At 73.5% G+C, this 25,402-nt stretch carries 21 protein-coding genes and 1 pseudogene; 11 read left to right on the top strand and 11 right to left on the bottom strand.

What is annotated here, in order from left to right:
• The first annotated feature begins 10 nt into the window (after nt 1–10).
• Complete coding sequence (locus GD880_RS16785) at nt 11–1,024, top strand: L-idonate 5-dehydrogenase (protein WP_152232758.1); 1,014 nt, start codon at nt 11–13, stop codon at nt 1,022–1,024.
• A gap of 135 nt (nt 1,025–1,159) precedes the next feature.
• Here GD880_RS16785 and GD880_RS16780 read toward each other — a convergent pair whose 3' ends face one another.
• Nucleotides 1,160–2,545 carry a GntP family permease gene (locus GD880_RS16780; protein WP_152232757.1) on the bottom strand — a complete coding sequence of 462 codons (1,386 nt, stop codon included), beginning with the start codon at nt 2,543–2,545 and terminating at the stop codon, nt 1,160–1,162.
• Nucleotides 2,546–2,801: 256 nt separating this feature from the next.
• Here GD880_RS16780 and GD880_RS16775 point away from each other — a divergent pair, with 256 nt between their 5' ends.
• Nucleotides 2,802–3,614: a FadR/GntR family transcriptional regulator gene (locus GD880_RS16775; RefSeq protein ID WP_152232756.1), complete on the top strand. Its 813-nt coding sequence runs from the start codon at nt 2,802–2,804 to the stop codon at nt 3,612–3,614.
• On the opposite strand, the gene GD880_RS16770 is transcribed toward GD880_RS16775, so the two are convergent.
• The 6 genes from GD880_RS16770 to GD880_RS16745 form a co-directional block, all read right to left on the bottom strand.
• Entirely contained in the window at nt 3,583–4,104 is a 522-nt protein-coding gene (locus tag GD880_RS16770) for a gluconokinase (protein WP_226909757.1), read from the bottom strand. The genes GD880_RS16775 and GD880_RS16770 overlap by 32 nt on opposite strands.
• Before the next feature lie 162 nt (nt 4,105–4,266).
• Nucleotides 4,267–5,079 carry an amino acid ABC transporter ATP-binding protein gene (locus GD880_RS16765; RefSeq protein WP_152232755.1) on the bottom strand — a complete coding sequence of 271 codons (813 nt, stop codon included), beginning with the start codon at nt 5,077–5,079 and terminating at the stop codon, nt 4,267–4,269.
• Nucleotides 5,076–5,867 (bottom strand): amino acid ABC transporter permease, encoded by a 792-nt coding sequence (locus GD880_RS16760; RefSeq protein ID WP_152232754.1) that lies wholly within the window; start codon nt 5,865–5,867, stop codon nt 5,076–5,078. Before GD880_RS16760 ends, GD880_RS16765 begins: the two co-directional genes overlap by 4 nt.
• A 16-nt stretch (nt 5,868–5,883) precedes the next feature.
• The gene (locus GD880_RS16755; protein WP_152232753.1) at nt 5,884–6,720 is read right to left on the bottom strand and encodes an ABC transporter substrate-binding protein; all 837 of its coding nucleotides are present in this window, start codon (nt 6,718–6,720) and stop codon (nt 5,884–5,886) included.
• A 193-nt stretch (nt 6,721–6,913) separates the two neighbouring features.
• Nucleotides 6,914–8,656: a pyruvate dehydrogenase gene (locus GD880_RS16750; RefSeq protein WP_152232752.1), complete on the bottom strand. Its 1,743-nt coding sequence runs from the start codon at nt 8,654–8,656 to the stop codon at nt 6,914–6,916.
• A 72-nt stretch (nt 8,657–8,728) separates the two neighbouring features.
• Nucleotides 8,729–9,940 (bottom strand): MFS transporter, encoded by a 1,212-nt coding sequence (locus GD880_RS16745; RefSeq protein WP_226909756.1) that lies wholly within the window; start codon nt 9,938–9,940, stop codon nt 8,729–8,731.
• A gap of 89 nt (nt 9,941–10,029) precedes the next feature.
• On the opposite strand from GD880_RS16745, the gene GD880_RS16740 reads away from it, so the two are divergent.
• Both GD880_RS16740 and GD880_RS21195 read left to right on the top strand, forming a co-directional pair.
• Complete coding sequence (locus GD880_RS16740) at nt 10,030–10,491, top strand: nucleoside deaminase (protein WP_152232751.1); 462 nt, start codon at nt 10,030–10,032, stop codon at nt 10,489–10,491.
• A gap of 36 nt (nt 10,492–10,527) precedes the next feature.
• Nucleotides 10,528–11,165 (top strand): annotated as a pseudogene (locus tag GD880_RS21195) (GNAT family N-acetyltransferase).
• On the opposite strand, the gene pgm reads toward GD880_RS21195, so the two are convergent.
• Nucleotides 11,110–12,789 (bottom strand): phosphoglucomutase (alpha-D-glucose-1,6-bisphosphate-dependent), encoded by a 1,680-nt coding sequence (gene pgm, locus GD880_RS16730; protein ID WP_152232750.1) that lies wholly within the window; start codon nt 12,787–12,789, stop codon nt 11,110–11,112. The pseudogene GD880_RS21195 and the gene pgm sit on opposite strands and share 56 nt — an antisense overlap.
• Nucleotides 12,790–12,977: 188 nt before the next feature.
• Here pgm and GD880_RS16725 point away from each other — a divergent pair, with 188 nt between their 5' ends.
• Both GD880_RS16725 and GD880_RS16720 read left to right on the top strand, forming a co-directional pair.
• Entirely contained in the window at nt 12,978–13,331 is a 354-nt protein-coding gene (locus GD880_RS16725) for a rhodanese-like domain-containing protein (protein ID WP_152232749.1), read from the top strand.
• Between the two features lie 233 nt (nt 13,332–13,564).
• Nucleotides 13,565–14,434 carry a DUF5926 family protein gene (locus GD880_RS16720; RefSeq protein ID WP_152232748.1) on the top strand — a complete coding sequence of 290 codons (870 nt, stop codon included), beginning with the start codon at nt 13,565–13,567 and terminating at the stop codon, nt 14,432–14,434.
• 115 nt (nt 14,435–14,549) lie between these two features.
• Here GD880_RS16720 and GD880_RS16715 read toward each other — a convergent pair whose 3' ends face one another.
• Entirely contained in the window at nt 14,550–16,004 is a 1,455-nt protein-coding gene (locus GD880_RS16715) for a glucose/sorbosone family PQQ-dependent dehydrogenase (RefSeq protein WP_152232747.1), read from the bottom strand.
• A 475-nt stretch (nt 16,005–16,479) separates the two neighbouring features.
• On the opposite strand from GD880_RS16715, the gene GD880_RS16710 reads away from it, so the two are divergent.
• Together GD880_RS16710 and GD880_RS16705 are read left to right on the top strand one after the other, a co-directional pair.
• Nucleotides 16,480–16,959, top strand: coding sequence for a MarR family winged helix-turn-helix transcriptional regulator (locus GD880_RS16710; protein ID WP_152232746.1), 480 nt, complete (start codon nt 16,480–16,482; stop codon nt 16,957–16,959).
• Between the two features lie 228 nt (nt 16,960–17,187).
• Entirely contained in the window at nt 17,188–17,994 is an 807-nt protein-coding gene (locus tag GD880_RS16705; protein ID WP_152232745.1) for a glycosyltransferase, read from the top strand.
• Here the strand turns inward: GD880_RS16705 and GD880_RS16700 are convergent.
• Nucleotides 17,961–20,546, bottom strand: coding sequence for a hypothetical protein (locus GD880_RS16700; protein ID WP_152232744.1), 2,586 nt, complete (start codon nt 20,544–20,546; stop codon nt 17,961–17,963). The genes GD880_RS16705 and GD880_RS16700 overlap by 34 nt on opposite strands.
• Before the next feature lie 95 nt (nt 20,547–20,641).
• Here GD880_RS16700 and pheA point away from each other — a divergent pair, with 95 nt between their 5' ends.
• Nucleotides 20,642–21,691 carry a prephenate dehydratase gene (pheA, locus tag GD880_RS16695; RefSeq protein WP_152232743.1) on the top strand — a complete coding sequence of 350 codons (1,050 nt, stop codon included), beginning with the start codon at nt 20,642–20,644 and terminating at the stop codon, nt 21,689–21,691.
• Nucleotides 21,692–21,746: 55 nt separating this feature from the next.
• Here pheA and GD880_RS16690 read toward each other — a convergent pair whose 3' ends face one another.
• Entirely contained in the window at nt 21,747–23,009 is a 1,263-nt protein-coding gene (locus GD880_RS16690; protein WP_152232742.1) for a diacylglycerol/lipid kinase family protein, read from the bottom strand.
• A 157-nt stretch (nt 23,010–23,166) separates the two neighbouring features.
• Between GD880_RS16690 and serS the strand changes: the two genes are divergently transcribed.
• Together serS and GD880_RS16680 are read left to right on the top strand one after the other, a co-directional pair.
• Entirely contained in the window at nt 23,167–24,453 is a 1,287-nt protein-coding gene (serS, locus tag GD880_RS16685) for a serine--tRNA ligase (RefSeq protein ID WP_152232741.1), read from the top strand.
• 41 nt (nt 24,454–24,494) lie between these two features.
• Nucleotides 24,495–25,358, top strand: coding sequence for an HAD family hydrolase (locus GD880_RS16680; protein ID WP_319593272.1), 864 nt, complete (start codon nt 24,495–24,497; stop codon nt 25,356–25,358).
• The last annotated feature ends 44 nt before the right edge of the window (nt 25,359–25,402 follow it).

Here is a 25,402-nt window from a genome sequence, read left to right as displayed (position 1 = left end):
AGGAATGTTGATGAAGGCACTGACCATCCACGGCAAGACCGACATCCGCGAGGAGGAGGTGCCCACCCCCGAGCCGGCGGAGGGGCAGGTGCGGCTGCGCATGGCCTACGCCGGCATCTGCGGCTCGGACCTGCACTACTACTTCGAGGGGGCGAACGGGGAGTACGTGGTGCGCGAGCCGCTCGTGCCCGGCCACGAGGTCTCCGGCACCGTCGACCTCGACCCCTCCGGCGAGCTGGCCCCGGGCACCCCGGTGACCGTGCACCCGGCCACCTTCGGCACACCGGAGGACGGGATCGAGGACCGCCGTCACCTCTGGCCCGGCGGGTCCTACCTGGGCAGCGCCTCGACCTGGCCGCACACCCAGGGCGGGATGAGCGAGTACCTCCTGGTCGGCAAGGACATGGTGCGCGTGCTGCCCGCCACCCTCCCGCTGCGCCGCGCCGCCCTCGCCGAGCCGCTGGCCGTGGCGCTGCACGCCATCAACGTCGCCGGCGGGGTGAGCGGCAAGCGCGTGCTCGTCTCCGGCTCCGGGCCGATCGGGCTGCTGGCGGCGGCCGCGGCCCTCGCCAAGGGCGCCACCCAGGTGGTCGCCACCGACGTCCTGCCCGGCCCGCTCGAGCGCGCCCGCGCGCTGGGCGTCCACAGCACCGTCCAGGTCGGCACCGAGGAGATCCCGCCGCTGGCCTTCGACGTCGTGCTCGAGTGCTCCGGCGTGCCCGCCGCGATCAGCCCCGCCCTGGTCGGCGCGCGCCGCGCCGGCATCGTCGTGCAGGTCGGGATGGTCCCCAACGAGGCCCGCCCGGTCAACCTCGCCCCGCTCGTCTCGAAGGAGCTGCAGCTGCGCGGCACCTTCCGCTTCAACGACGAGATCGACGAGGCGGTCGAGCTGCTCGACGCCACCCCCTCCTTCGAGCAGGTCATCACCCACGACCTGCCCGCCGGCCGGGCCGTCGAGGCCTTCGCGGCCGCGCGGGACTCGGCAACGTCCGGGAAGGTCGTCGTCGCCCTCTGGCAGGACTGACATCACCGGGCCGCGCGATCGGCGGCCCGCACCGGCCGTCCCGAACCGGCCGGCACAGCACGGAAGCCCCCGGGTGAGACCCGGGGGCTTCCGTGCTGGTGCGTGTCGGGGGCGCCGTCCGCCGCCCGCGACCGGTCAGGCGATGACGAAGACGACCAGGACGATGAGGAACCCGGCCACCGACTCCAGCGCCTGCTGGACCGTCCAGGTCTTCAGCGTGGTCTTGACGTCCATGCCCATGAGCCGGCCGACCAGCCAGAACCCGGAGTCGTTGACGTGTCCGGCGAAGACCGACCCGGCCGCGGTGGCCAGAGTGATGGCCACGATCTGCAGGGCGCTGTAGTCGCCGGCGGCGACGGCCGGGGCCATGAGCCCGGCGGCGGTCACGAGCGCGACCGTGGCCGAGCCCTGCGCGACGCGGAGGATGACGGCGACGACGTAGGCCGCGACGATGACCGGCAGGCCGAGGTTGTCCAGGGAGCTCGCCAGCGCGTCGCCGATGCCGGAGGCGCGCAGGATCCCGCCGAACATGCCGCCGGCGCCGGTGATGAGGGTGACCGAGCAGATGGGCCCGAGCGCCGAGTCGAGCACCTTCTCCAGCGCCGTGCCGTTCTCGCCGCGGCGCAGGCCGAGCACCCACGTGGCCACGAGGACGGAGATGAGCAGCGCCACCGGGGACTTGCCGATGGCCGAGAGCACCTGGAACCAGGTGGCGTCCGCCGAGACCGTGTCGGCCGCGCGCAGGAAGTCCAGGCCGGTGTTCATGAAGATCAGCACCAGGGGCAGGAGCAGCACCGCGATGATCGTGCCGACCTTGGGGGGGTTGCGAGGCAGCTCGGCGTCGTCGGCGGTGGCGCCGAAGAGCGCCGGCACCGGGAAGATGTACCGGCGGCCCACGCGCTTGCCCCAGAGGTAACCGGTGAGGTACCAGACCGGGAAGACGATGATGAGGCCGACGAGCAGGACCAGGCCGAGGTTCGCGCCGTAGAGCTCGGTGGCGCTGACCGGGCCGGGGTGCGGGGGCGTGAAGACGTGCATGACCGAGAACGCGGCCGCGGCGGGGATGCCGTAGAGCAGCACGTTGTCGCCGCCCATGCGGCGGGCGACGGCGAAGATGATCGGCAGCATGACGATGAGGCCGGCGTCGAAGAAGATGGGGAAGCCCATGATCAGCGACGCGAGGCCGAGCGCGAAGGGCGCCCGCTGCTCGCCGAAGACGTCGACCATCTTGTCGGCGAGCACCTTGGCACCGCCGCTGTACTCGACCATCTTGCCGAGCATGGCGCCGAGGCCGATGAGCAGGGCCACCGAGCCGAGGGTGCCGCCGAAGCTGCTGACCGCGGTGTCGACGATGAGGTTCGCGGGGATCCCCGTGGCGAACGCCGTGAGCAGCGAGACGAGGATGAGCGTGAGGAACGCGTGCATCTTGAACCTGATCACCAGGATCAGGAGCAGTGCGATGGCGCCGGCCGCGATCCCGAGGAGCGGTCCCGCTCCCAGGGTCTGGGTCCAGTCTTCCATGGAGAAGTCTCCGTTGATCTCGGGCGGCCCGGGTGAGCCGCAAGGAGGATGGGTTGGCAGCGGGCGACCGCGGGTCAGGGCGCGGCGCGACGGCCACACGATTTTTCCGGACGCCACCGGTCGCGAGATGCTGGTCCACACAGTGACACAAAGGTCACACTTTTGCCAAAGATGTCATCATGTGTTGGCCGCGGGACGTCGACGCCCCGGGTGCGACGCCCTCGGCGCCGCCGACGCATGGGTCAGGAGGACGCACATGGTGGTTCGCGGGGCGCAGGAGAAGGCCCCGGTCCTGCACACCGACGTGCTCGACCGGCTCGGCACCGACATCGCCCACGGTCACTGCCCGCCCGGCAGCGTCCTCACGCTCGCCCAGCTGGCGGAGCGGTTCGAGGTCTCCCGCACGGTGGTCCGCGAGGCGGTCCGGGTGCTGGAGTCCCTCGGCATGGTGGAGTCCCGGCGGCGCGTGGGCGTGACGGTCCGGCCCGTGCGCGACTGGAGCGTCCTCGAGCCGCGCGTCATCCGCTGGCGGCTGTCCGGGCCGCACCGCGACGACCAGCTCCACCGGCTCACCGAGCTGCGCCTGGCGCTCGAGCCGACGGCGGCGCGCCTCGCCGCCCTCAAGGCGCCCGCGCCGGTCGCGGCGCGCCTGACCGAGCTGGCCGCGACGCTGCGCCGGCTCGGCGAGGCGGGCGAGGGGGCGGGGGAGGAGTACCTCCAGGCGGACATCGAGTTCCACGCGCTGCTCATCGAGGCCAGCGAGAACGACATGCTCGCGGCCCTGCGGGGCGTCGTCACCGAGGTCCTCGCCGGTCGCACCCACCTGCACCTGACGCCCCGGGACCCGGTGCCGGCGTCGCTGGACCACCACGAGGCGGTCGCCCGGGCGGTCGCCGAGCACGACGAGGACGCCGCCGAGAGGCACGCGCGGGCCGTGGTCATGGAGGTCTGGAACGAGCTGCGCGACGTGCGGTTCACCCCGCCGCTGGGCATCGCTGCGCCGCTCGGGCACGCCGTGGGCGACGCCGGCGCGGCGGTCAGCCCTGTCGCAGGCCCAGGCGGTCGATGACCTCCTCGGCGATCTGGTCGGGGGTGCCCGAGATGTCGACGGCGATGCCGTTCTCGTCGGGCCCCAAGGCCTCGAGGGTCTGGAACTGCGACGGCAGCAGCGACGGCGGCATGAAATGGCCCGTGCGGTGCTGCATCCGCGCCGCGATGACCTCGGCCGAGCCGGTGAGGTGGACGAAGGTGACGTCGCGCTTCGGGCCGGCGAGGACGTCGCGGTAGGCCCGCTTGAGGGCGGAGCAGGTGACCACGGCCCGCCGGCCCGCGGCCTCCTGCTCGTCGAGCCAGCTGCGGATGGCGCGCAGCCAGGGCCAGCGGTCCTCGTCGGTGAGCGGGGTCCCGGCGGCCATCTTCGCGATGTTGGCCGCGCTGTGGAACTCGTCGGCCTCGGCGCTGACCCAGCCGAGCTTGCTGGTGAGGAGCTGGGCGATGGTGGTCTTCCCGGAGCCGGCCACGCCCATGATCACCAGGTGCCTCGCGCCGTCCGCGCTCATCGCTCCACCTCCCTGTCTCCGACCCACCACGTTCTCATCGCGCGACCCCGGCGGCCAGTCGCCGCCCGTCGCGACGGGGCCGCCCACGCGGGATGCGGGCGCGCGCCGCGGTGACGACGGCGGGAGCCGGCGCGGGCCAGGGGAGCCGGGGCGCCCTCAGAATCAGAGCACCTTGGAGAAGAACGCCTGGGTGCGCGGGTGGCTCGGGTGGGCGAGCACCTCCCGCGGGTCGCCGTCCTCGACGATGACGCCGCCGTCCATGAAGATCAGCCGGCTGCCGACCTCCCGGGCGAAGCCCATCTCGTGCGTGACCACCATCATCGTCATGCCGTCCGCCGCCAGGTCCCGCATCACCGCGAGGACCTCGCCGACCAGCTCGGGGTCCAGCGCCGAGGTGGGCTCGTCGAAGAGCATCATGTCGGGGTTCATCGCCAGCGACCGGGCGATCGCCACGCGCTGCTGCTGCCCGCCGGAGAGGTGCCCGGGGTGCGCCGTCGCCTTGTCCGAGAGCCCGACCCGCTCGAGCATCGCCAGCGCCACCCGGCGGGCCTCCTCCCGGCTGCGGCCGAGCACCCGCTCCTGGGCGATGGTGAGGTTGCGCAGCACGTCCATGTGCGGGAACAGGTTGAACTGCTGGAAGACCATGCCGATGCGGGTGCGGATGCGATCGACGTCCACCTCGGGGTCGAGGATGTCCACGCCCTCGATCCGGATCCGCCCGCTGGTCGGCGCCTCGAGGAGGTTCACCGAGCGCAGCAGCGTCGACTTGCCCGAGCCCGAGGGGCCGACGACGCACACCACCTCCCCGCCCTCGATGGTGAGGTTGAGCCCCTTGAGGACCTCGTTGGTGCCGAAGCTCTTGTGCAGGTCGCGGATCTCGATGGCGGGGACACCCGGGGGCAGGGCCTTGATGCGGCGGGCTCCGGCGGGCGCCGCGGAGACGCGGGCCTCCTCCGAGCCGAGCGGTGCGGTCATCGCTGCCTCGCCATCTTCCGCTCGAGGACCGCGACCAGGCGGGTGAGCGGGATCGTCACGATGAGGTAGAGCATGGCGGCCATGATCAGCGGCGTGCCGTTGGCGGTGGTGGTCAGCGCGTCGCGGGAGAACGTCGTCAGCTCCTTGGTGAAGACCGTGGACCCGGCGATGAAGAGCAGCGAGGTGTCCTTGAGGAGCAGGACGAACTCGTTGGTCATCGGCGGGATGATGATCCGGAACCCCTGGGGGAGGATCACCCAGAACATCGTGCGGGTCGGGGACATCCCGAGGGACCGGGCGGCCTCCGACTGGCCCTTCGGCACCGCCTGGATGCCCGCCCGGATGACCTCGGCCATGTAGGCCGAGGCGACGAGGATGAGGCCGACGAGTCCGGCGCCCACCTGCCCGCCCGGCACCTGGATGCCCAGGGCGATGGGCAGCATGTACGCCATCGCGAAGATCGTCAGCAGCGCCGGCACGCCGCGGAAGAACTCCACGTACGCCGTCGCGAACCAGCGGTAGGGCGCCACGGAGGACAGCTTCATCAGCGCCATGACGATGCCGAGGACGACGCCACCGACGAACGAGATCACCGTGAACAAGATGGTGTTCTTCAGCGCGATCGTGATGATCTGCGGCAGCTGCTCCCGGGCGATGTCGATCCGGAAGAACTGGTTGACCACCCGGGCCCAGTCCGTGGCCAGCACGACGAAGACCACCACGGCGACGAACACCGCGTAGAGCACTCCGCGGGTGAGGCGGCGCTTGGTGGTTCGGCGCATGCTCATGGCGGCCCCCGGTGGGTCAGGAGGAGGCTCCGGCGGTCGAGAAGTACGAGTCGTAGATCTTCTGGTAGGTGCCGTCGTCGCGCAGGGTCTTGAGCTCGGTGTCGATCGCCTCGAGCAGCTTGGGGTTCTTGCCCTTGGCGAGGGCGAAGCCGTACTGCTCGTTGGTCTTGTACTGCTCGACGACGACGTAGCTCGGGTCGGTCTTCTGGTGCTGGAAGTTGACCGGGTAGTCCTGGAGGATCGCGTCGATCTGCCCGGCCTGCAGGGCGGGCCACAGCTCGCCGTCGGAGGGGTAGTCGACGATGCTGGCATCGGCCGCGTGCTGCTGGGCGTAGCTCTTGCCGGTGGTGCCCTGCTGCACGCCGACCTTCTTGCCCGCCAGGTCCTTGATGGAGGAGATGCCCGAGTCCTTCTTGACGAGCAGGGACTGCAGGGAGTCGTAGTACGGGTCGGTGAAGTCCAGGTTCTGCTTGCGGGCATCGGTGATGGTGATCGCCGAGGCGCCGACGTCGCACTGGCCGGCGGCCAGCGTGGTGCCCGACTGGAGCGCGTCGAAGCTGACGTCCTGCACCGACAGGGTGACGCCGAGCTTGTCGGCGACCTGCTGGAGCAGGTCGATGTCGAAGCCGCCGTAGCCGCTGGGCTTGGACGCGTCCTCCACCTCGAAGGGCGGGTAGGGCACGTCCGAGCAGACCGTCAGGGCGCCCTTCTTGACCAGCCCGAGGTCCGCCCCGCCCGCCGTGGCGCCGCCGGTGGTGCCCCCGCCCCCGGCCTGTCCTCCCCCGCCGCAGGCGGCCAGCACGAGCGCGGCGCCGGCCACCAGGGCGCCGGTGCGAAAGTGACGAGCGGTCATGAGGGCCTCCCGAGCTTGCAGTCAACATAGTGCGGCTTGTCGGCTCGTCGTGCCCGTCATGGCATCACGTCGATGTGACGACGAGGCGTCGCCGACCGTGTCCGAGTGTCGCAGATCACAGCACGACCGGCCCAGCTGGCGGGCCACCGTCTCGGTTGGTGGGCGGCCGGTGCGGTGCCGCACCGGCCGCTCGCTACGGCCGCGGGACGTTGCGCAGGTTCGACCTGGCCATCGCCATGACCTCGCCCATGCCGCCGCCGAGGACCTGCTTGGTCACGGCGGTGGCGAAACCGCGGATCTGCCCGGAGGTGATCGACGGCGGGATGGACAGCGCGTTGGGGTCGGTGACGACGTCGATGAGCGCCGGGCCCTCGCGGCGCAGGCCGTCCTTGAGCGCCTTGCGCAGGTCGCGGGGGTCCTCCACGCGCACCGCCGGGATCCCCAGCGACATCGCCAGCCGCCGGTAGTCGACGGCGGGGGAGTCGGTGCCGTGGGAGACCAGCCCCTCGACGATCATCTCGAGCTTGACCATGCCCAGGGTCGCGTTGTTGAACACGACGACCTTGATGGGCAGGTTGTAGGTGCGCATCGTGATGAGCTCACCGAGCAGCATCGACAGGCCGCCGTCGCCGGCGAGGGCGACGACCTGCCGGTCCCGGTCGGTGAACGCCGCGCCGATGGCGTGCGGCAGCGCGTTGGCCATGGAGCCGTGCAGAAAGGAGCCGATGACCCGGCGCCGGCCGTTGGGCGTGAGGTACCGGGCGGCCCAGACGTTGCACATGCCGGTGTCGACCGTGAACACGGCGTCCTCGCTGGCCGCCTCGTCCAGCAGCACGGCGGCATACTCGGGGTGGATGGGCCGCATCTTCTCCACGTTGCGGGTGTACGCCCCGACGACCTTGGTCATCATGTCCCGCTGCTTCTTGAGCATCCGCTCGAGGAACTTCCGGTCGGTCTTGCGCCGGATCTGCGGGATGAGCAGCCGCATCGTCTCCTTGACGTCGCCGTGCACCGGCAGGTCCAGGCGGGTGCGCCGGCCGAGGTGGCTGGCGTCGATGTCGATCTGCGCGGTGGTGACGTCCTGGGGCAGGAAGGCCTTGTAGGGGAAGTCCGTGCCGACCAGGACGAGGAGGTCGGCGCCCTCCATGGCGTCCACGCAGGCGCCGTAGCCGAGCAGGCCGGACATGCCGACGTCGAAGGGGTTGTCGTACTGGATGACCTCCTTGCCCCGCAGCGAGTGGCCGACCGGTGCGGCCGCCAGGTCGGCCAGCTCGAGGACCTCGTCGTGGGCGCCGCGGGCGCCCGCCCCGACGAACAGGGTCACCTTCTCGGCGTCGTTGATCGCCTCCGCCAGGGCGGTGACGTCGGCGGCATGGGGCACGAGGCGGGCGTGGCCGGTGGGCGGCACGACCGCCTGCTGCCCGGCGTCGTCGACGGCCTGGTCCGCGACGTCGCCCGGCAGGGTGATCACGGCGACGCCGGGCGCGGCGACGGCGTGCTGGATGGCGGTGCGGGTGACTCGGGGCACCTGGCCTGGGTCGGAGACCATCTCGGAGTAAACCGAGCACTCGGTGAAGATCCGGTCCGGGTGGGTCTCCTGGAAGAACTCGGTCCCGATCTGGTCGCTGGGGATGTGCGAGGCGATGGCCACGACCGGGACCCTGTTGCGGTTGGCGTCGTACAGGCCGTTGATGAGGTGGAGGTTGCCCGGCCCGCAGGAGCCGGCGCAGGCCGTCAGCCGGCCGGTGACCTCCGCCTCCGCCCCGGCCGCGAAGGCCGCGGCCTCCTCGTGGCGCACGTGCACCCAGTCGATGCCCGGGGTACGCCGGACGGCGTCGACGACGGGGTTGAGGGAGTCGCCCACGATGCCGTAGATGCGTTCGACCCCGGCGGCGACCAGCTGGTTGACGAGGTGCTCGGCGACGCTGCGTGCCACAGTCTGCTCCTTTTGCTCGGGTTCGCCTCGATCCTGCCCCGGCCGGTCGGGGGCCGCAGGTCGAGCCCGGTGTCAGGGCACGTGGGGGTGGTCACGCCCCGCACGGCGGCGCAGCACCGGCGCGGTGAACAGGGCCGCGAGCACGGCGAGCAGGCCGGAGACCGCGACCGTCCCGAAGCCGCCGGCCGAGCCGGCGCGGTCGATCATCGCCCCCGCCACCGACGCGCCGGCCGAGACGCCGAGGTTGATCCCTGTGCTCAGCCAGGTCAGGCCCTCGGTGAGCCGGCCGGGCGCGACGATGTGCTGGATGATCGCGTTGCCGTTGATGATCGTCGGGGAGATGGCGAAGCCGGTCACGAACATCACCGCGGCCATGACGGCGAGCGAGCCGACGAGCAGGAACAGCCCGCTGCCCACCGCCAGCACGACGACGCCGAGCAGGAAGCGCCGCCACGCGGGCCCCTCCCACACCTTGGCGCCGTAGAGCAGCCCGGCGATCATCGACCCGGTGGCGAAGATGCCCAGGAGGATGCCCGCCGCGCCCGGGCGTCCCTGCTCCGCGGTGAAGGCGACGGTCGCGACGTCGCTGGCGCCGAAGATGCTGCCCACGAAGATGAACACGCCCACCAGGCCGACCATCGCGGCCGAGCGCATGGCCGAGCCGCGGGCGGCGCGGCCCTCGAGGACGACGAGCGGCGGCTCGGTGGCCCGTTGCGCGAGGAAGGTGTAGCCGCCGCCGACCACGAGGACGAGCGCGAGCACCAGGCCGGCCCAGGGCGCCACCCCCGTCGCCAGCATGGTGGCGACGACCGGCCCGACGACGAAGGTGAACTCGTCGAGCGCGGACTCCAGGGAGAAGGCGCGGTGGAGCTCGCCGGGGTTCTGCACCACCTGGCTCCACCGGGCACGGACGAGCGCGCCCATGGCGCCCACGGTGGCGCCGGCCACCACGGCGGTGGCGTACAGGGTCCACGCCGGGGCGCCGGCGACGGCGGCGAGGACCAGGCCGAGCAGGCCCGCGGCGCTCAGGGTCAGGGAGGGCGCCATGACGCGGGCCTGGCCGTGCCGGTCGACGAGCCGGGCCAGCTGGGGGGCGCAGACGGCCTGGGCCACGACGAACGTGGCCGCCACCGACCCAGCGGTGGCGTAGGAGCCGGTCAGGGCGGAGAGCATGAGGATGATGCCGAGGCTGATCATCCCGCCGGGGAAGCGGGCGAGGAGCCCGGCGGCGGAGAAGGCCAGGGCGCCCGGGAGGGACAGGATCTGGCGGTAGGGCCCTAGCACGAGATGATTCTGGCGCACCGTGTCCGATCCCGAGACACGAGGGAGGCGCCTGCCGCCGGTGAGGTTGGCCACCCGCCAAGATGGCCCCCATGGAGACCCGTGCGCTCACCGACGCCGACGCCCTCGCCCTGGCCCGCGCCGAGGCCCGAGCCGGCCGCACCGAGGGCGGCGTGCCCATCGGGGCGGCGCTGGTCCTTGACGGGGCGGTGCTCGCGCTCGGCCGCAACCGGCGGGTGCAGGACGGCAGCGCCATCCGGCACGGCGAGACCGACTGCCTGGAGAACGCCGGCCGGCTGCCCGCGTCGGTGTACGCGCGGGCCACCATGGTCACCACGCTCTCGCCGTGCGACATGTGCACCGGCGCGATCCTGCTCTACAAGATCCCGCGGGTCGTCATCGGCGAGAACCGGACCTTCCGCGGCGGGGAGGACCTGCTGCGCGAGCGCGGCGTCGAGGTCGTCGTGCTCGACGACGCCGAGTGCGTGACCCTCATGCGCGACTTCATCGCCGCGGAGCCGGAGCTGTGGAACGAGGACATCGGCGAGGAGTGACCGGCCGTCCGCTCGGGGCGCGCCCGCCCGCCCCCGATGTCGGCGCGGGCCGCTAGCGTCCACCGCCAGCCAGGGTGGCGCATCGGCCGCGGGCGGCGACGCCCCGCCGGGAGAGGAGCCAAGCGGATGGGTCTGCGACTGCGGGAGTGGGCGGAGGAGGACCTCGAGCTGCTCGTCGCGACGATGGGCAGCGAGGCGGCCACCAGGTACCTGGGCGGGCCGGAGCCGGCGGAGAAGCTGGCCACGCGGCACGAGCGGTACCTCGGACTTGCCGCCACGGGGCGCGGGCGGATGTTCGTCGCCGTGCTCGACGGGCGGGCGGTGGCCTCGGTGGGGTTCTGGGACGACGAGGTCGACGGCACGCCCATCCACGAGATCGGCTGGGCGTGCGGCCGGAGTGCTGGGGGCACGGCTTCGCCACCCGCGCCACCGTCCTGGCCCTGGACCGGGCGCGGGAGGAGGGACGGCGGCGGTGGGTGCGCGCCATCCCCGCGGTGGGCAACGCCGCGTCGAACGCCGTGTGCCGCAAGGCGGGCTTCACGCTGCTCGGCGCGGTCGAGGTCGAGTACCCGGTCGGCACGATGATGCGCGCCAACGACTGGCGCCTCGACCTCGGCGCTACTCGCCCAGCGCCGCGTCGACCACCTTCTTCGCCTCCGCCTGCACCGCGGTGAGGTGGTCGCCGCCCTTGAAGGACTCGGCGTAGATCTTGTACACGTCCTCGGTCCCCGAGGGCCGCGCGGCGAACCAGGCGTCCTCGGTGGTGACCTTGAGCCCGCCGATGGCCGCGCCGTTGCCGGGGGCGTCGACCAGCCGGTCGGTGATCGGTTCCCCGGCCAGCTCGGTAGCCGCGACGTCCTCCGGGCGCAGCTTGGCGAGCTTGGCCTTCTGCGCCTTGCTGGCCGGGGCGTCGATGCGGGCGTACGCGCTGGCGCCGTATCGCTCGACGAGGTCGGCGTGCAGCGCGCTCGGGGACCGGCCGGTCACCGCGAGGATCTCCGAGGCGAGCAGCGCGAGCAGGATGCCGTCCTTGTCGGTGGTCCACACCGTGCCGTCCTTGCGCAGGAACGACGCCCCGGCCGACTCCTCGCCACCGAAGCCGACCGAGCCGTCGAGCAGCCCGGGCACGAAGTACTTGAAGCCCACCGGCACCTCGATCAGGGTCCGGCCCAGCCCGGCCGCGACCCGGTCGATGAGGGCGGAGGAGACGAGCGTCTTGCCCACGGCGGCGTCCGCGCGCCAGCCCGGCCGGTGGGTGAAGAGGTACTCGATCGCGACGGCGAGGTAGTGGTTGGGGTTCATCAGGCCGCCGTCGGGGGTGACGATGCCGTGCCGGTCGGAGTCGGCGTCGTTGCCCGTGGCGATGTCGTAGGGCGTGTGTCCGTCGGTGGGGCGCATCTTGTCCCGCAGCGACGCCATCGCCCAGGGGGAGGAGCAGTCCATGCGGATCTTGCCGTCCCAGTCCAGCGTCATGAACCGCCAGGTGGGGTCGACCGTCGGGTTGACCACGGTGAGGTCGAGGTGGTGGCGCTCGCCGATCGCGGCCCAGTACTCCACCGACGCCCCGCCCAGCGGGTCCGCCCCGATGCGCACACCGGCCTCGCGGATCGCGTCGAGATCCAGGACGTTGACGAGGTCGTCGACGTAGGCGCTGAGGAAGTCGTTCTTGCGGGTGGTCTCGGCGGTGACGGCCCGCTCGAACGGCGTCCGCGGCACGTCCCGCCACCCGCTGCGCAGGATCTCGTTGGCGCGGGCGGCGATGACCGAGGTGGCGTCCGAGCCGGCCGGCCCGCCGTGCGGGGGGTTGTACTTGAAGCCGCCGTCGCGCGGCGGGTTGTGCGAGGGGGTGACGACGATGCCGTCGGCCAGGCCCGGCCCCTCCACCCGCACCCCGCCGGTGGTACCGGCGCCGTTCGCGCGCAGGATGGCGTGCGAGACGGCCGGGGTGGGGGTCCACGAGTCGCGGGCGTCGACGCGGACCTCCACACCGGCCGCGCTGAGCACCTCGATGGCGGTGCGCCAGGCCGGCTCGCTCAGGGCGTGGGTGTCGCGGCCGATGAACAGGGGGCCGTCGATCCCCTGGGAGCGGCGGTACTCGACGATCGCGGCGGTCGTGGCCACGATGTGCGCCTCGTTGAAGGCGCTGTCGAGGCTGGAGCCGCGGTGCCCGGAGGTGCCGAAGACGACCTGCTGGGCCGGGTCGTCGGGGTCCGGGATCAGGTCGTAGTAGGCCGAGACGACCTTGTCGACGTCGATGAGGTCCTCGGGCTGGGCGGGAGTACCGGCGCGCTCGTGCATGGTGCCGATCCTGCCACCGGAGCCCCGGGGAACGCCCGAGATAAGGCGGCCGCTGCGGCGGTCTTGCCCGCGCTTTCCGCGCCGTCCACCCGGGAGTTCCGCGCTGTTCAGCGCCGGCGGCCGGCCGGTGTACTCTCCCGGCGGGTCGTCCGCCTGCCCGCACGGGCGCCGCTGCCTACGCTGGTGCCATGACACTTCCCGACGTCCCCGGCACCCCGGTGACCATCGCCGACCTCGATGCCCAGCACCCTGTCCCGGAGGGCTTCGTCCTCCTGGACGTGCGCGAGCAGGACGAGTGGGACGCCGGCCACGCGCCGGGCGCCGTGCACATCCCCATGGGGCAGCTGCCCGCGCGGGTTGACGAGCTGCCGGAGGGCGAGCTGCTCGTGGTGTGCCGCTCCGGCGGCCGCTCGGCCCGCTCGGCCGCCTGGCTCAACCACTCCGGCTACGACGCCTACAACGTCGAGGGCGGCATGAAGCAGTGGCAGGCCGCGGGACTGCCCCTCACCGCCGAGGGCGGTCGGACCCCCACCGTCCTCTGACGCCTCCGCGGCCACCGTCCGACGGCGGCCAGCCCCGCGCCGTGACCACCGGGCGGCGCCTGCCCGGCACCGTGGCCACCGGGCGGCGCCTGCCCGGCACCGTGGCCACCGGACGGCGCCTGCCCGGCACTCGCGCGCGGCGTCGCCGAGCCTCGCAAGAACCGCATCCGGCGTCGGGACGACCCGGCGGCGGGCGCGGGGGCTCGCCGCCGTGACCCGTACGCTTGGGCCCCATGGGTAAGAAGAGCCGCAAGAAGTCCGAGGGCGCGCCGAAGCCGAAGCGCCAGGAAGTCCCCTACGTCGAGCGTCCCTTCGAGGGCCTGCCCGGCGAGACCGACCTCGTCGCGCTGCGCGAGGTCGTCCCCGCCGCGACGGTCACCGTGCGCACCACGGAGGAGCACGGCGCGCGGGAGGTCCAGCTCGTCACCCTCCTGCCCGACACGCTGCCCGCGCTGCACCGCGAGGACGGCACCGTGCTCGTCGCCCTGCAGACCGCCCAGCACTCCGGCGACGCCTCGCGCGACGTCGCCGCCGCCCTGCTCGACGCCCTCGACCTCGAGCCCGGCACGCCGCTGACCCGCGCCGGGCTGCCGGAGCCGGGGCCGCGCCTGCAGGACGTCCTCGACACCACGGTGCCCTTCGAGGTCACCGTCCACGACACCTTCGACTACTGGCTCGCCCCCGGCTCGGCCGAGGACCCGGACGTGGCGCACGCGCTCGAGCACGCCAGCGAGGAGATCGTCCCCACCGTCAAGATCGACGGCGTCGAGTCGGCCTACTGGGTGCGCATGGGTGCCCGGGAGTTCCTGCGCTGGGCCCGCCCCGAGGACCAGGAGCGCGTCCTCGACGCGATCGCCCGCCTGCACGCCGACCGCGCGTCCGCCATCGACGACGGCTCGAAGTTCATCGGCGCCTTCCGCGCCTGCGGCATCCTCATCCCGGTGTGGGAACTGGCGCCGGGCACCGAGGCCGAGGAGATCGCCGGGCCGCTGCAGGCCTTCGAGAAGAAGCTCGAGGAAGCCTTGGCCACCGATGCGCCGCTCACCGCCGACGAGCGTCGCGCCCGCGCCGGCATCGTCTCCCGCCAGGTGAGCCTGCGCTGATGCGCTGATGCGGCCAACGGCCGTCGCCCCGGATGTCGGGGCGACGGCCGTTGGTCCTCGTCCGGCGTGCTGTCCCTGGGAAGGGCCGCAACCTGCCGGAGCCGGTTCCTGCCTACTACCTGCCGGTGTAGGTGAAGGTGAGCAGGGAGCCGGGGTTCTCGAGCTCGTTGGTGGAGTCACCGTCGGTGCCCCGGGCGAGGCCGGCGGAGTCGGTGGCCACGATGATGGTGGCGCCGTCGGGGCTGATGGCGGTGTCGCGGTAGCGGTTGACGGAGCGGAACAGCCGCTGGGAGTCGCCGACCTTCTCGCCGTCGTCGGTCAGGTCGACGCGGAAGAGCTCGCCGCTCTTGAGGGTGGGCATGAGCAGGGAGTTCTCCCAGCCCGGGATGGCCGTCGCGTCGTAGTGCTCCAGGCTGGAGGGGGCAATGGTCGGGTAGCAGATGAAGTACAGCCCGGAGGTGTCGCAGTCGTCGCCCTTGAAATCGTGATTGTCGGCGACGGTGAAGTACGTGCGCAGCGGCTCGACGAAGTTGGCGGCGGTGAAGTCGTGCTCGAAGTACTGGGGGACCTCGTCGGGGATGTTGAACCCGTCGTAGGGCAGCGTGGTGCCGGCGGACCAGTCACCGAAGACGTAGGCCTGGTCGTCCTTGTATCCCGAGACGTAGGGCCAGCCGTAGTTGCCGCCGGCCTTGAGGAGGTTGAGCTCGTCGTCGCTCTTGGGGCCCTGCTCGGAGGAGTAGAGCTTGCCGTTGGCGAACGTCAGCCCCTGGGGGTTGCGGTGGCCGTAGGTGTAGACGTGGCTCTTCACGCCGTCGAGCTTGGGGTTGTCCTTGGGGACGGAGCCGTCGAGGTTCAGGCGCAGGGTCTTGCCCTGGTAGGCGGTCCAGTCCTTCGCGTCGACCTCGTCCTGGGTGGGCAGGCGCTGGGCCTCGTTGGGCTTGTAGGCGTTGAGGTCCTGGTTGTTCCCGCGGTCACCGATCGTGTAGTAGAGCTTGCTGTCGGGGCCGAAGACGAGGCGCCCGGAGTTGTGGTCGTCGCTGGCGGGCATGCCCTCGATCAGGGTCGTCGGCTCCACGAGGGTGTTGCTGGTGGCGTCGTAGGTGTAGCGCACCAGCCGCTGGCGCCGGTCGAGCTCCTCCCCGGCGGGGCCCGTGCCGCCACCGTCGTAGGTGTAGGACAGGTAGACGTACTGGTTCTTCTTCTTGTTGTCCTTGAGCAGGTCCGGGTGCAGGGCCATGCCGAGCAGGCCGTCCTGCTCGCCGGCGGTGGTCATGACGCCGTCGATGGTCAGGATCGTCGTCTTCTCCCCGGTGGCGGGGTCGACCTGGGTGACGCGGCCACCGGTGCGCTCGGTGACCCACAGCTTCCCGCCGGGGCCGTAGAGCACCTCGAAGGGGTCGGCCAGGCCGGTGGTGAGCACCTTCTTGGTGAAGTCCTCCGAGACGGCCGCGGCCTGGGTGGTGCCGCTGCCCCCATCGTTGGGCAGCGCCGCGGTGGCGAGGGCGGGGGTGGCCACCGCCAGGGCGGACAAGGTTGTCAGGGCGGCGGTCAGGAGCGGACGGGGTCGCATGGGCGTGGTTGTGCCTTCCCAGAAGGATCTCGGCAGGAGCTGCCGGGACCGGACTTACCACCGAGTTCTCGCGCCGATCGGGCGGCGAATCGTGCCCGGTGGCCGCTCCGGGTGGAGCGACGCCGTCACCGTAACCTTCCAAGAAAGTGGTTGACAACTTAACTAAGAAGGGGTGAGAGTGGGTCCACCGGGTTGGGTCGTGTGCCGCGCTTGGCGCCGCACGGTGTGCCGTCGGAAGGCGTGTAAGACGGCGGCGACCGCGTTGGTCGGGGTGCGCGAAGTGAGTCCTGCCGCCACGCTCTCGGCCGCCTCGGCGCCCGCTCGGGGGCGCTCGGGAGCAGGATGTGCCGGGTCGCCGCTCGAGGCGGGCGCGGGCTGCGACGGTGGACGCCAGGGCCCTCTGTCTCGCAACCTGCTTGCGTGCTAAGTATCTTGGCGCTGCAGGGGGCGGCACTCGTGATGGATGGAGCTTCCGATGACCCCACCGACCAAGGCGTCGCCGCCGCTCGACGATCGGGCGTCCGTCGAGCTGTGGGGGCGTGTCATCCAGGGTTTCCAGGCGACCAACCAGGCGATCCACGACGCCATCAAGGCCGCCTTCTCGCTGAACGAGGCGGAGACGGAGACGCTGCTCAACCTGCACCGCCACCCCGAGCACCGGGTGCCGATGGCCAAGCTCGCGCGCGCCGCTGCCTTCACCACCGGCGGCTTCACGAAGATCGCGGACAGGCTCACCCGACGCGGCCTGGTCGTCCGGGTGCCCTGCGCGGACGACCGTCGGGTGACGTTCCTCGAGCTCACGAGCGGCGGGAGCGACGTCGCGGACGAGCTGAGCCGTCTCGTCGCGGAGGTCAACCGGTCCCGGGTCGTCGACGTCCTCGGCCCCGAACGGGCCGGGCTCGTCGCGGACGCCATGACGGACCTCTACCACGCCAACCGCCAACCCGGCCGGTGACCCTCCCGGTCAGGTAGCGGGCGCGGCTGCCCGACCACGCAGCGGGCGCGGCTGCCCGGTCACGCAGCGGCCGCGGCTCCCCCGATCACGCAGCGGCCGTGCCTGCTCCGCGCACGCCGGGCCGGACATGCCGCAGCCTCGCGGATCGCCTCCCCTGAGTCATGCGGTGGTCAAGGCCTCATCCGGACGCGGTGCACCTCGGGTCGAGACCGAGGATAGGGTGGCCCCGTGAGGCAGGCAGGAGCGAGGTCCCAGCGGGTCGCCGTCGTCATCCCCGCCAAGGACGAGGTGGACCGGATCGCCGGCACCGTCCGCGCCGCCCGGGCCATCCCTCACGTCGACCTCGTGCTCGTCGTCGACGACGGCTCCGAGGACGACACCCAGCACGCCGCCCGCGCCGCCGGCGCCGTCGTCGTGCGCCACTCGGTCAACCGCGGCAAGGCCTCCGCCATGGAGACCGGCGCCTCCGTCGTCGCCATGCGCGACGTCGAGGGCCGGCCCCCGCGACTACTCCTCTTCCTCGACGCCGACCTGGGCGAGACCGCCGTCGCGACCGCGCCGCTGGTCCCCCCGGTGCTCGAGGGCCGGGCCGACTGCAGCATCGCCGTGCTGCCGCCCCAGCCCGGCGCCGGCGGCCGCGGCATCGTCACCGGCCTCGCGCGCCGGTCCATCGCCCGGGCCACCGGCTGGAACCCCACCCAGCCGCTGTCCGGGCAGCGCTGCCTCACCCGCGCCGCGTTCGAGGCCGCGAGCCCGCTCTCGCGCGGCTGGGGCGTGGAGACCGGGATGACCATCGACCTGCTCGTCGCCGGCCTGACCGTCATGGAGGTGCCCTGCGACCTGCGGCACCGGCCCTCCCGCAACGACCTCGCCGGCCAGCTGCACCGCGGCGCGCAGTACCGCGACGTCGCCCTGGCGGTCAACACCCGGCGGCTGCGCGGGGTGCGCGTGCCGGCCTCGCGCCGCGGCGACGACGCGGCCCGCCAGAAGCCCGGCCGGCCCTACCGCGCCTGGGCCACCTCGCCCGAGGGCTGAGCGCCCTCGCCGGGCCCGGGCACGGGCTCGGTGCCCCCGCCCCGGCCGTCCGCGCCCGGCCCGGCCTCCGGCCGCTCGCCGCCCTCGGCCACGCCGTGCACGAGCAGCCACCCGGTCACCACCGCCACCAGCAGCGGCACCGCCATGGAGATGCCGATGGCCGGCAGCACGATGCCGGAGTCGTTCACCGCGAAGGCCAGCGCGAAGCAGGTGCCCAGCGCCACCAGCGTCGGGCGCAGCATGACGGCGTCGCGGTCGATGCGCCCGATGGTGTCCCCGCCGGTGAGCCACCCGTAGCTGGACTCGCCCTGGCGCTCGCGGCGCAGCGGCCGGGTGAGCAGGACGACCACGACGATGATCCCGCCGATCACCAGCAGGGTCAGCGTCGAGCCGAACAGGTTGGCGAGGTTCTGCGAGGCCTTGCGGGTGATGACGGACCACAGGCCGCCGTCGAGCACCGTCTCGACGAAGCGGCCCAGGTGGGAGCGCTCGGACGGCGGGCGCAGCCAGTCGATCACCGAGAAGCTCAGCGCCGCCACCGCGGTGACGCCGAGGACGAGCAGCACCCGTCGCCAGGTCAGCCGGACGCCCATCGCGAGCAGCGCGAGCACGAGGAAGCCGGGGATGAGCGCCGGCGGGCCGCCGAAGTCCGCCCCGATCGACGGGGCGCCGTCGAGCACCGTGGCGACGAGGCCGATGACGGCGATGACCGCCGCGGCCCAGCGCCGTCGCCCGTGCCGCACCAGCGGGTCGCTCAGGCACAGGGCCACGAGGATGGCGGCGGCGGCGAAGAGGGAGAACGAGGAGTTGTTGAACCCGTAGAACCGCCCGCCCACCTGGGGCTGGATGCCCATGAGCGAGGAGACCTGCAGCCGGGCGCCGGTGAGGACGTCCACGGCCAGCACCACGGTGGTCAGGCCGGCGACGACGCCGACCGGCGCGAGCAGCCGGCGCCGCCACGGCCCGGCCAGCGCCACCGCGGCGATGACGACGGCGAGGGCCAGGGTGTACGCGTACACCGCGCTGGCGGGGCTGTCGGCGCGCCACCACGGCAGGAGGTTGGTGAGGTAGGACGCCACCGGCACGGCGCCGATGATCACCGCGGCCCAGCGCAGCGTGCGCAGCAGCGGGGCCGGCCGGCGCGAGCGCAGCGCCCGGGCGATCCGGGCGCGGGTGGGCCCGTGCCCCTCCAGCCGCGCCGCCGCGCCGTCGAGCATCCGGCGGTTCAGCCCGAACGTGACCACGCCGTAGAGCAGCAGGTTGACGAGGACCAGCGCGGAGTAGAACGGGCCCACCAGGGCCTTGACCTCCACCGCGTGGCGGTTGGTGTCGTCCAGGGCCGCCACGCGGGCCGGGCCGGAGCGCCCGTCCGCGGTGACGCCCAGCGGCGCGCCGGCCAGGCCCGCCGGGACGTCCAGGCCGAGCATCGCCAGCAGGGTGGGCGTGAGGTCGGTGGACTGGACCATGCCGGGCTGGCGGGTGGAGCGGGTGTCGAACACGGCGCCGTCGGCGGAGATCGGCGGCAGCGCCGGGCCGTCGCCGGTGAGCAGCTGCATGAGGGCGACCGACCCGGAGTCGGCCACCGAGGCGAGCAGGACGGTCGCGTCCGGGGCGGTCTCGCGGACGGCGGCGAGCACCGCCCCCACGCGCGCGTCCAGCGCCGCGACCTGTAGGCCGCGCTCGGGGGACTTGAGCAGCCACGCCTCCTCCGCGGGCAGGCTCGGGGTCTCCGCGGGCGCGGGCTCGGTCAGCGGGCCGGTGCCGCTCGGGGCGTCGCTGGGCGCGGGCACGAGCGGGCGGTTGCGGTCGCGCACCGCGCCGACGTCGACGACGGCGAGCGCCTTGCCGGGCAGCGCCTGGGCCACCTGGTCCTGCAGGCGCGGGGAGCTGGTGGAGGCGTAGATGTGGTCGCCGGCCACCGCGCCGGCCGAGGTGGCCAGCGCGATCGCGGCGCCGGGGCCGACGGCGACCGTGGGCACGCCGGCCCGGCTCAGGGTGTCGCCGAGCAGCCCGGGGGTGGCGTCGTAGGAGGCGGCGCCGGCGGCCTCGAGGTAGTCCGACCAGCCGGGGACGGCGCCGTCCTGGTCCGCCTCGTCCAGGTGGCGGCAGGTGCCGTACTGCTCCATCGGCACGTCGGCGGCGCGGCGGCCGGCCGAGAGGGCGAGCCAGCCGTCCGCCGGGCAGGTGGAGGAGCGCACCGAGCGCACCACCAGGTTGGCGCTGGCCCCGTGCTGGGCGAGGCCCCACATGTTCGGCGTGGCCAGGGAGGACAGGTCCTCCCAGCGCACCCCGGCGGTGCCGATGACGACGACCGGGGCGTCCGGGCCGGCGAGGACCGGCTGCGTGCGCGGCGGGGTGCCGGCGGGCGCGGTCGCCGGTGTTGCCGCGCCGGCCGGCGCCACCGCGGGCCGCGCCGTCGCCGCGGCGGCCGGCGTGGCGGCCGCCGCCCCGACCAGCGGCAGGAGGAAGGGCAGTACGAGGGCCAGGGCGACGACCAGGGCGATGATCGCGGCCCTGCGCCGCTGCTGCTGCCGGCGTCGGGTGCTGCTCACGTCCGGAAGCCTACGTGCCACGTGCTGGACCGGCCGGGGAGGGGCCGCGCGCACCGCACTAGGCTCGGGCGCGATCCGAGACCAGGAGGACCCTCATGCACGACGACGCAGGCGACGTCGAGCGCGTCGGCACGGTGCCCGCGGGGCTCCCCGAGGCGCGCGGCGGCGCGGCCCAGGCGACGCCGGCGCCCACCGCGACCGGCACCGCCCGGGCCCGCTACGCCTACCTCGGCCCGGAGGGCACCTTCACCGAGGCGGCGCTGCTGCAGGTGACCGATCCCACGGAGTCCGAGCTCGTCCCGTGCCTCGACGTGGTGACCGCGTTGGACCTGGTGCGCCGCGGGGAGGTCGACTTCGCCGTCGTGCCCATCGAGAACTCGGTGGAGGGCAGCGTCAACGTCACCCTCGACAGCCTCGCCACCGGCTCCCCGCTGGTCATCGTCGGCGAGATGCTCGTGCCGATCGCGTTCGTGCTGGCCGCCCGGGAGGGGATGACCCTCGCGCACGTCCGGCGCATCTCCACCCACCCGCACGCCTGGGCCCAGTGCCGCGGCTGGGTGGGCGCCCACCTGCCCGGCGCCGTGCACGTGCCGGCCACGTCCACCGCGGCCGCCGTCGCGCTGCTCGCCGGCGACCAGGACGCGCCCGGCTTCGACGCCGCGCTCGCCTCGCCCCTGTCGGTGCGGAAGTACGGCCTGCCCGTGCTGGCCGACGGCGTGGCCGACAACCCCCACGCCGTCACCCGGTTCATCCTCGTCGCCCGGCCCGGCTACCTGCCCGAGCCCACCGGGGCGGACAAGACCACCCTCATGGTCCACCTGCCCGACAACGAGGCCGGCGCGCTGCTGAGCATGCTCGAGCAGTTCGCCACCCGCGGGGTGAACCTCTCGCGCATCGAGTCCCGGCCCATCGGCGACTCCCTGGGCCGATACTCCTTCTCCATCGACGCCGAGGGGCACGTGAGCGAGGAGCGGGTGCAGGCCACGCTCATCGGCCTGCACCGGGTGTGCCCGACCGTGCGGTTCCTCGGCTCCTACCCGCGCGCCGACGGCCAGCGCCCGCACCTGCGCCCCGGCACCCACGACGCCGACTTCCGCGCCGCGCGGGAGTGGGTGCGTGACCTCCTCGCCGGCGGGACGGTCTGAGCCGGGGCTTCGGGGCGGCGCCGTCGCGGTCGAGGCGGCCGGCGCGCGGCGCCGATCACGCGGTCCGGACGACCAGGCCGCCCTTCTCCGTGCGGGCGTAGATCGTCGTCGCGAACCCGACGAGGTCGCCGTCGACCTGGACGTGCTCGGGCTCCTCGGTGCGCACCACGACCTCCTGGGCCCGGCGGAACCGGATGGACCCGGTGCTGTAGGGCAGCAGGTCCTTGCGGATGCCCAGGCCCTGCAGCGTGACCTTGCGCAGCAGGTCCGCCCACCCGATGAGCCCGCCGCGGGTGTCGATGACGGCGACGTCGAGGTAGCCGTCGTCGATCTGGGCGTCGGGGAGGAGGACGACGCCGCCGGGCAGGCGCCCGACGTTGGCGAACAGGATCGTGCGCGCGGTGATCAGCCCGGACTGCACGGAGTCGCCGAGCTCCACCGTCGCCCGGATCTTCCGGCCGGCCAGGTGCCTGACCCCGGCGACGAAGTAGGCGATCCAGCCGAGCCGGGCCTTGAGGTCCTCGTCCGCGCCGGCGACCATCGCGGCGTCGAAGCCCAGGCCGCCGATGACGAGGAAGACGTGCTCCTTGTCCGGGTCGTCCGGCGGGGCGTCGATGTCCGGCGGCACCGCCCCGGCCTCCTCGAGCTGGCCGGGGTCCTGGGGGTGGGCGGGGTCGAGGTAGCGGCCCTTGGCGGCCTGCCCGGACGCGGTGCGCTCGGCGGAGCGGGCGGTCGAGGCGTCGTCCCGGCCGCGCACCGCCCCGGCCTCCTCCTCGGTCAGCGGCTCGGTGCGCAGCCAGCCGAGGTCGACGACGCGGTTGCGCCCGGTCAGCGCGGTGGCGACCATCTCCCGCTGGCTGCTCAGCGGCAGGTCGAGGTTGCGGGCGAAGAGGTTGCCCGTGCCCAGGGGCAGCAGGCCCATGGGCACCCCGGTGCCGGCGAGGCCCTCCGCGACGGCCCGGACGGTGCCGTCCCCGCCCGCCGCGATGACCACCGAGGCGCCGCGCTCGAGCGCCTCGCGGGTCTGGCCCAGGCCGGGGTCCTCCACGGTGGTCTCGAACCACAGGGGCTCGGGCATGCCGACGTCGGTGGCGGTCTGGGTGACGAGGGCGCGCACCGCCCGGGCGTCCCCCTTGGAGGGGTTGAAGACGACGGCGGGCGGACCGCTGCGGGTCTCGTCGGCGGCCTTCTCGGGCAGCCGGGGCTCGGCGAACGACGGCGTGCGCCGCCGCACCGCCCGCCAGGCGGCCAGCCCGAGCGCCACCGCGACGAGCGCGAGCGTCAGGGCGGCCACCGCCACCCACGCCTCCCAGGTCATAGGGGCAAGGTAACGGTCGCGCGGCTCCATCCGCCCCTCGTGGGGGCGCGCCCCGGAGCGGGCCTGATCACACCGGGCGCGCGGTGGGCGGCCGCGCCACCGCCCGGGTAACGGTCGCGGGGCGGCGGCTGCAGGGGCGCCCATTAGGCTTCGACGCATGATCGACCTTCGAGCACTGCGTGATGACCCGGAGACGGTCCGCGCCAGCCAGCGCGCCCGCGGCGCGGACGACCACCTCGTCGACCAGCTGCTGGAGGCGGACGCCAGCCGCCGCGCCACCCTCGCCTCCTTCGAGGAGCTGCGCGCCGAGCAGAAGCAGGTCTCGAAGTCCGTGGGCAAGGCCTCCCCGGAGGAGCGCCCCGCCGTCCTGGCCCGGGCCAAGGACCTCGCCGAGCAGGTCAAGGCCGCCGAGGCCGCCGCCGGCGACGCCCAGGGCGCGCTCGACGCCGTCGCCCGCACCATACCCAACGTCGTCGATCCCGCGGCGCCGGTGGGCGGGGAGGACGACTACGTCGTCCTCAAGCACGTCGGCACCCCGCGCGACTTCGCCGCCGAGGGCTTCGAGCCCAAGGACCACCTCGACCTCGGCGAGGGGCTGCGGGCCATCGACGTCCGGCGCGGCGCGAAGGTCTCCGGCGCCCGGTTCTACTTCCTCACCGGCATCGGCGCCCGGCTCGAGCTCGCCCTGCTCAACGCCGCGATGGACCAGGCGGTGGGGTACGGCTTCACACCGATGATCACCCCGACCCTGGTGCGCCCCGAGACCATGCAGGGCACCGGCTTCGACGTCGCCCACGACGCCGAGATCTACCGGCTCGAGGCCGACGACCTCTACCTCGTCGGGACCTCGGAGGTGGCGCTCGCCGGCTACCACGCCGACGAGATCCTCGACCTGTCCACCGGCCCGCTGCGCTACGCCGGCTGGTCCTCGTGCTACCGCCGCGAGGCGGGCTCGCACGGCAAGGACACCCGCGGCATCATCCGCGTCCACCAGTTCAACAAGGTGGAGATGTTCTCCTACGTGCCCGTGGAGGAGGCGGCCGAGGAGCACCAGCGGCTGCTCGCCTGGGAGGAGGAGATGCTCGCCAAGGTCGAGCTGCCCTACCGGGTCATCGACACCGCCGCCGGGGACCTGGGCACCTCCGCCGCCCGCAAGTTCGACTGCGAGGCGTGGCTGCCCACCCAGAGCCGTTATCTCGAGCTGACCTCCACCTCCAACTGCACCACCTTCCAGGCCCGGCGCCTGGGCATCCGGGAGCGCACCGCCGACGGCGACACCCGCACCGTGGCCACGCTCAACGGCACGCTGGCCACCACCCGGTGGATCGTGGCGATCCTCGAGAACCACCAGCAGCCGGACGGCTCGGTGCGCGTGCCCGAGGGCCTGCGGCCCTACCTGGGCGGCCTCGAGGTGCTCGAGCCCGCCGGAGCGGCGGCGCGGTGACGGCGGACGGGTCGGCCGGTCACGGCCCGACGACGAACGGCGTGCTGCCCCTGACCGCGCGCGCGGCCAGGTGGCGCGACCTGCTGCCCGCCTCGCTGCCGCCGGCGGGGGCGGAGCTGCTGGTCGCCCTCGACATCGACGGCACGCTGCTCACCCACGACGGCGGGCTCAGCCCCGCGGTGCGCGAGGCGGTCGCCGAGGTGCGCGACGCCGGGGCGCACGTGGTCCTCTCCACCGGCCGGTCCGTCCAGGGCGTGCTGCCGGTGGCCGCCGAGCTCGGCCTCGAGCGCGGCTGGGCGGTGTGCTCCAACGGGGCGGTGTGCATCCGGCTGGACCCCGAGCTCGACGACGGCCACGAGATCGCCGACGTCGTCACCTTCGACCCCGCCCCGACGCTGCGGCTGCTGCGCGAGGAGCTGCCCGACGGGCTGTTCGCCGTCGAGGACCTCGGCCGGGGGTTCAAGGTGACCGCCCCGTTCCCGATGGGCGAGCTGACCGGGCAGGTCGAGGTCGTCGACTTCGAGGAGCTCGTCGCGGCCCCGGCCACCCGCGTGACGCTGCGCGCCCCGGAGCTGAGCTCGCAGGACTTCCACGACCTGGTCCAGCGCGTCGGGCTGCACGGGGTGAGCTACGCCGTCGGCTGGACCGCCTGGCTCGACATCTCCCCCGACGGCGTGACCAAGGCCAGCGCGCTGGAGATGCTCCGCGGGCGCATGGAGATCGACCCCGGCTCGACGGTGGCCATGGGCGACGGGTCCAACGACCTGGAGATGCTCGGGTGGGCCGCGCACGGGGTGGCCATGGGGGGATCGGCCGACCCGGTGCAGGCCGCCGCGGACGCGGTCACCGACGACGTCTTCCACGACGGCGCAGCCGTGGTCCTGCGGGCTCTCCTGACCCGCTGACCCGCTGACCCGCTGACCCGCTGACCCGCTGACGCGCACCTCGC

The organism is Georgenia ruanii (assembly GCF_009193175.1).
Classification (GTDB): Bacteria; Actinomycetota; Actinomycetes; order Actinomycetales; family Actinomycetaceae; genus Georgenia; species Georgenia ruanii.
This window is presented reverse-complemented; position numbering and strand designations above follow the sequence as displayed.

Bases quoted from the DNA above. Each gene is read 5' to 3' on its own strand.
- GD880_RS16785 (WP_152232758.1), top strand. From the start codon at position 11: ATGAAGGCACTGACCATCCACGGCAAGACCGACATCCGCGAGGAGGAG.
- GD880_RS16780 (WP_152232757.1), bottom strand. From the start codon at position 2,545: ATGGAAGACTGGACCCAGACCCTGGGAGCGGGACCGCTCCTCGGGATC.
- GD880_RS16775 (WP_152232756.1), top strand. From the start codon at position 2,802: ATGGTGGTTCGCGGGGCGCAGGAGAAGGCCCCGGTCCTGCACACCGAC.
- GD880_RS16770 (WP_226909757.1), bottom strand. From the start codon at position 4,104: ATGAGCGCGGACGGCGCGAGGCACCTGGTGATCATGGGCGTGGCCGGC.
- GD880_RS16765 (WP_152232755.1), bottom strand. From the start codon at position 5,079: ATGACCGCACCGCTCGGCTCGGAGGAGGCCCGCGTCTCCGCGGCGCCC.
- GD880_RS16760 (WP_152232754.1), bottom strand. From the start codon at position 5,867: ATGAGCATGCGCCGAACCACCAAGCGCCGCCTCACCCGCGGAGTGCTC.
- GD880_RS16755 (WP_152232753.1), bottom strand. From the start codon at position 6,720: ATGACCGCTCGTCACTTTCGCACCGGCGCCCTGGTGGCCGGCGCCGCG.
- GD880_RS16740 (WP_152232751.1), top strand. From the start codon at position 10,030: ATGGAGACCCGTGCGCTCACCGACGCCGACGCCCTCGCCCTGGCCCGC.
- pgm (WP_152232750.1), bottom strand. From the start codon at position 12,789: ATGCACGAGCGCGCCGGTACTCCCGCCCAGCCCGAGGACCTCATCGAC.
- GD880_RS16725 (WP_152232749.1), top strand. From the start codon at position 12,978: ATGACACTTCCCGACGTCCCCGGCACCCCGGTGACCATCGCCGACCTC.
- GD880_RS16720 (WP_152232748.1), top strand. From the start codon at position 13,565: ATGGGTAAGAAGAGCCGCAAGAAGTCCGAGGGCGCGCCGAAGCCGAAG.
- GD880_RS16715 (WP_152232747.1), bottom strand. From the start codon at position 16,004: ATGCGACCCCGTCCGCTCCTGACCGCCGCCCTGACAACCTTGTCCGCC.
- GD880_RS16710 (WP_152232746.1), top strand. From the start codon at position 16,480: ATGACCCCACCGACCAAGGCGTCGCCGCCGCTCGACGATCGGGCGTCC.
- pheA (WP_152232743.1), top strand. From the start codon at position 20,642: ATGCACGACGACGCAGGCGACGTCGAGCGCGTCGGCACGGTGCCCGCG.
- GD880_RS16690 (WP_152232742.1), bottom strand. From the start codon at position 23,009: ATGACCTGGGAGGCGTGGGTGGCGGTGGCCGCCCTGACGCTCGCGCTC.
- serS (WP_152232741.1), top strand. From the start codon at position 23,167: ATGATCGACCTTCGAGCACTGCGTGATGACCCGGAGACGGTCCGCGCC.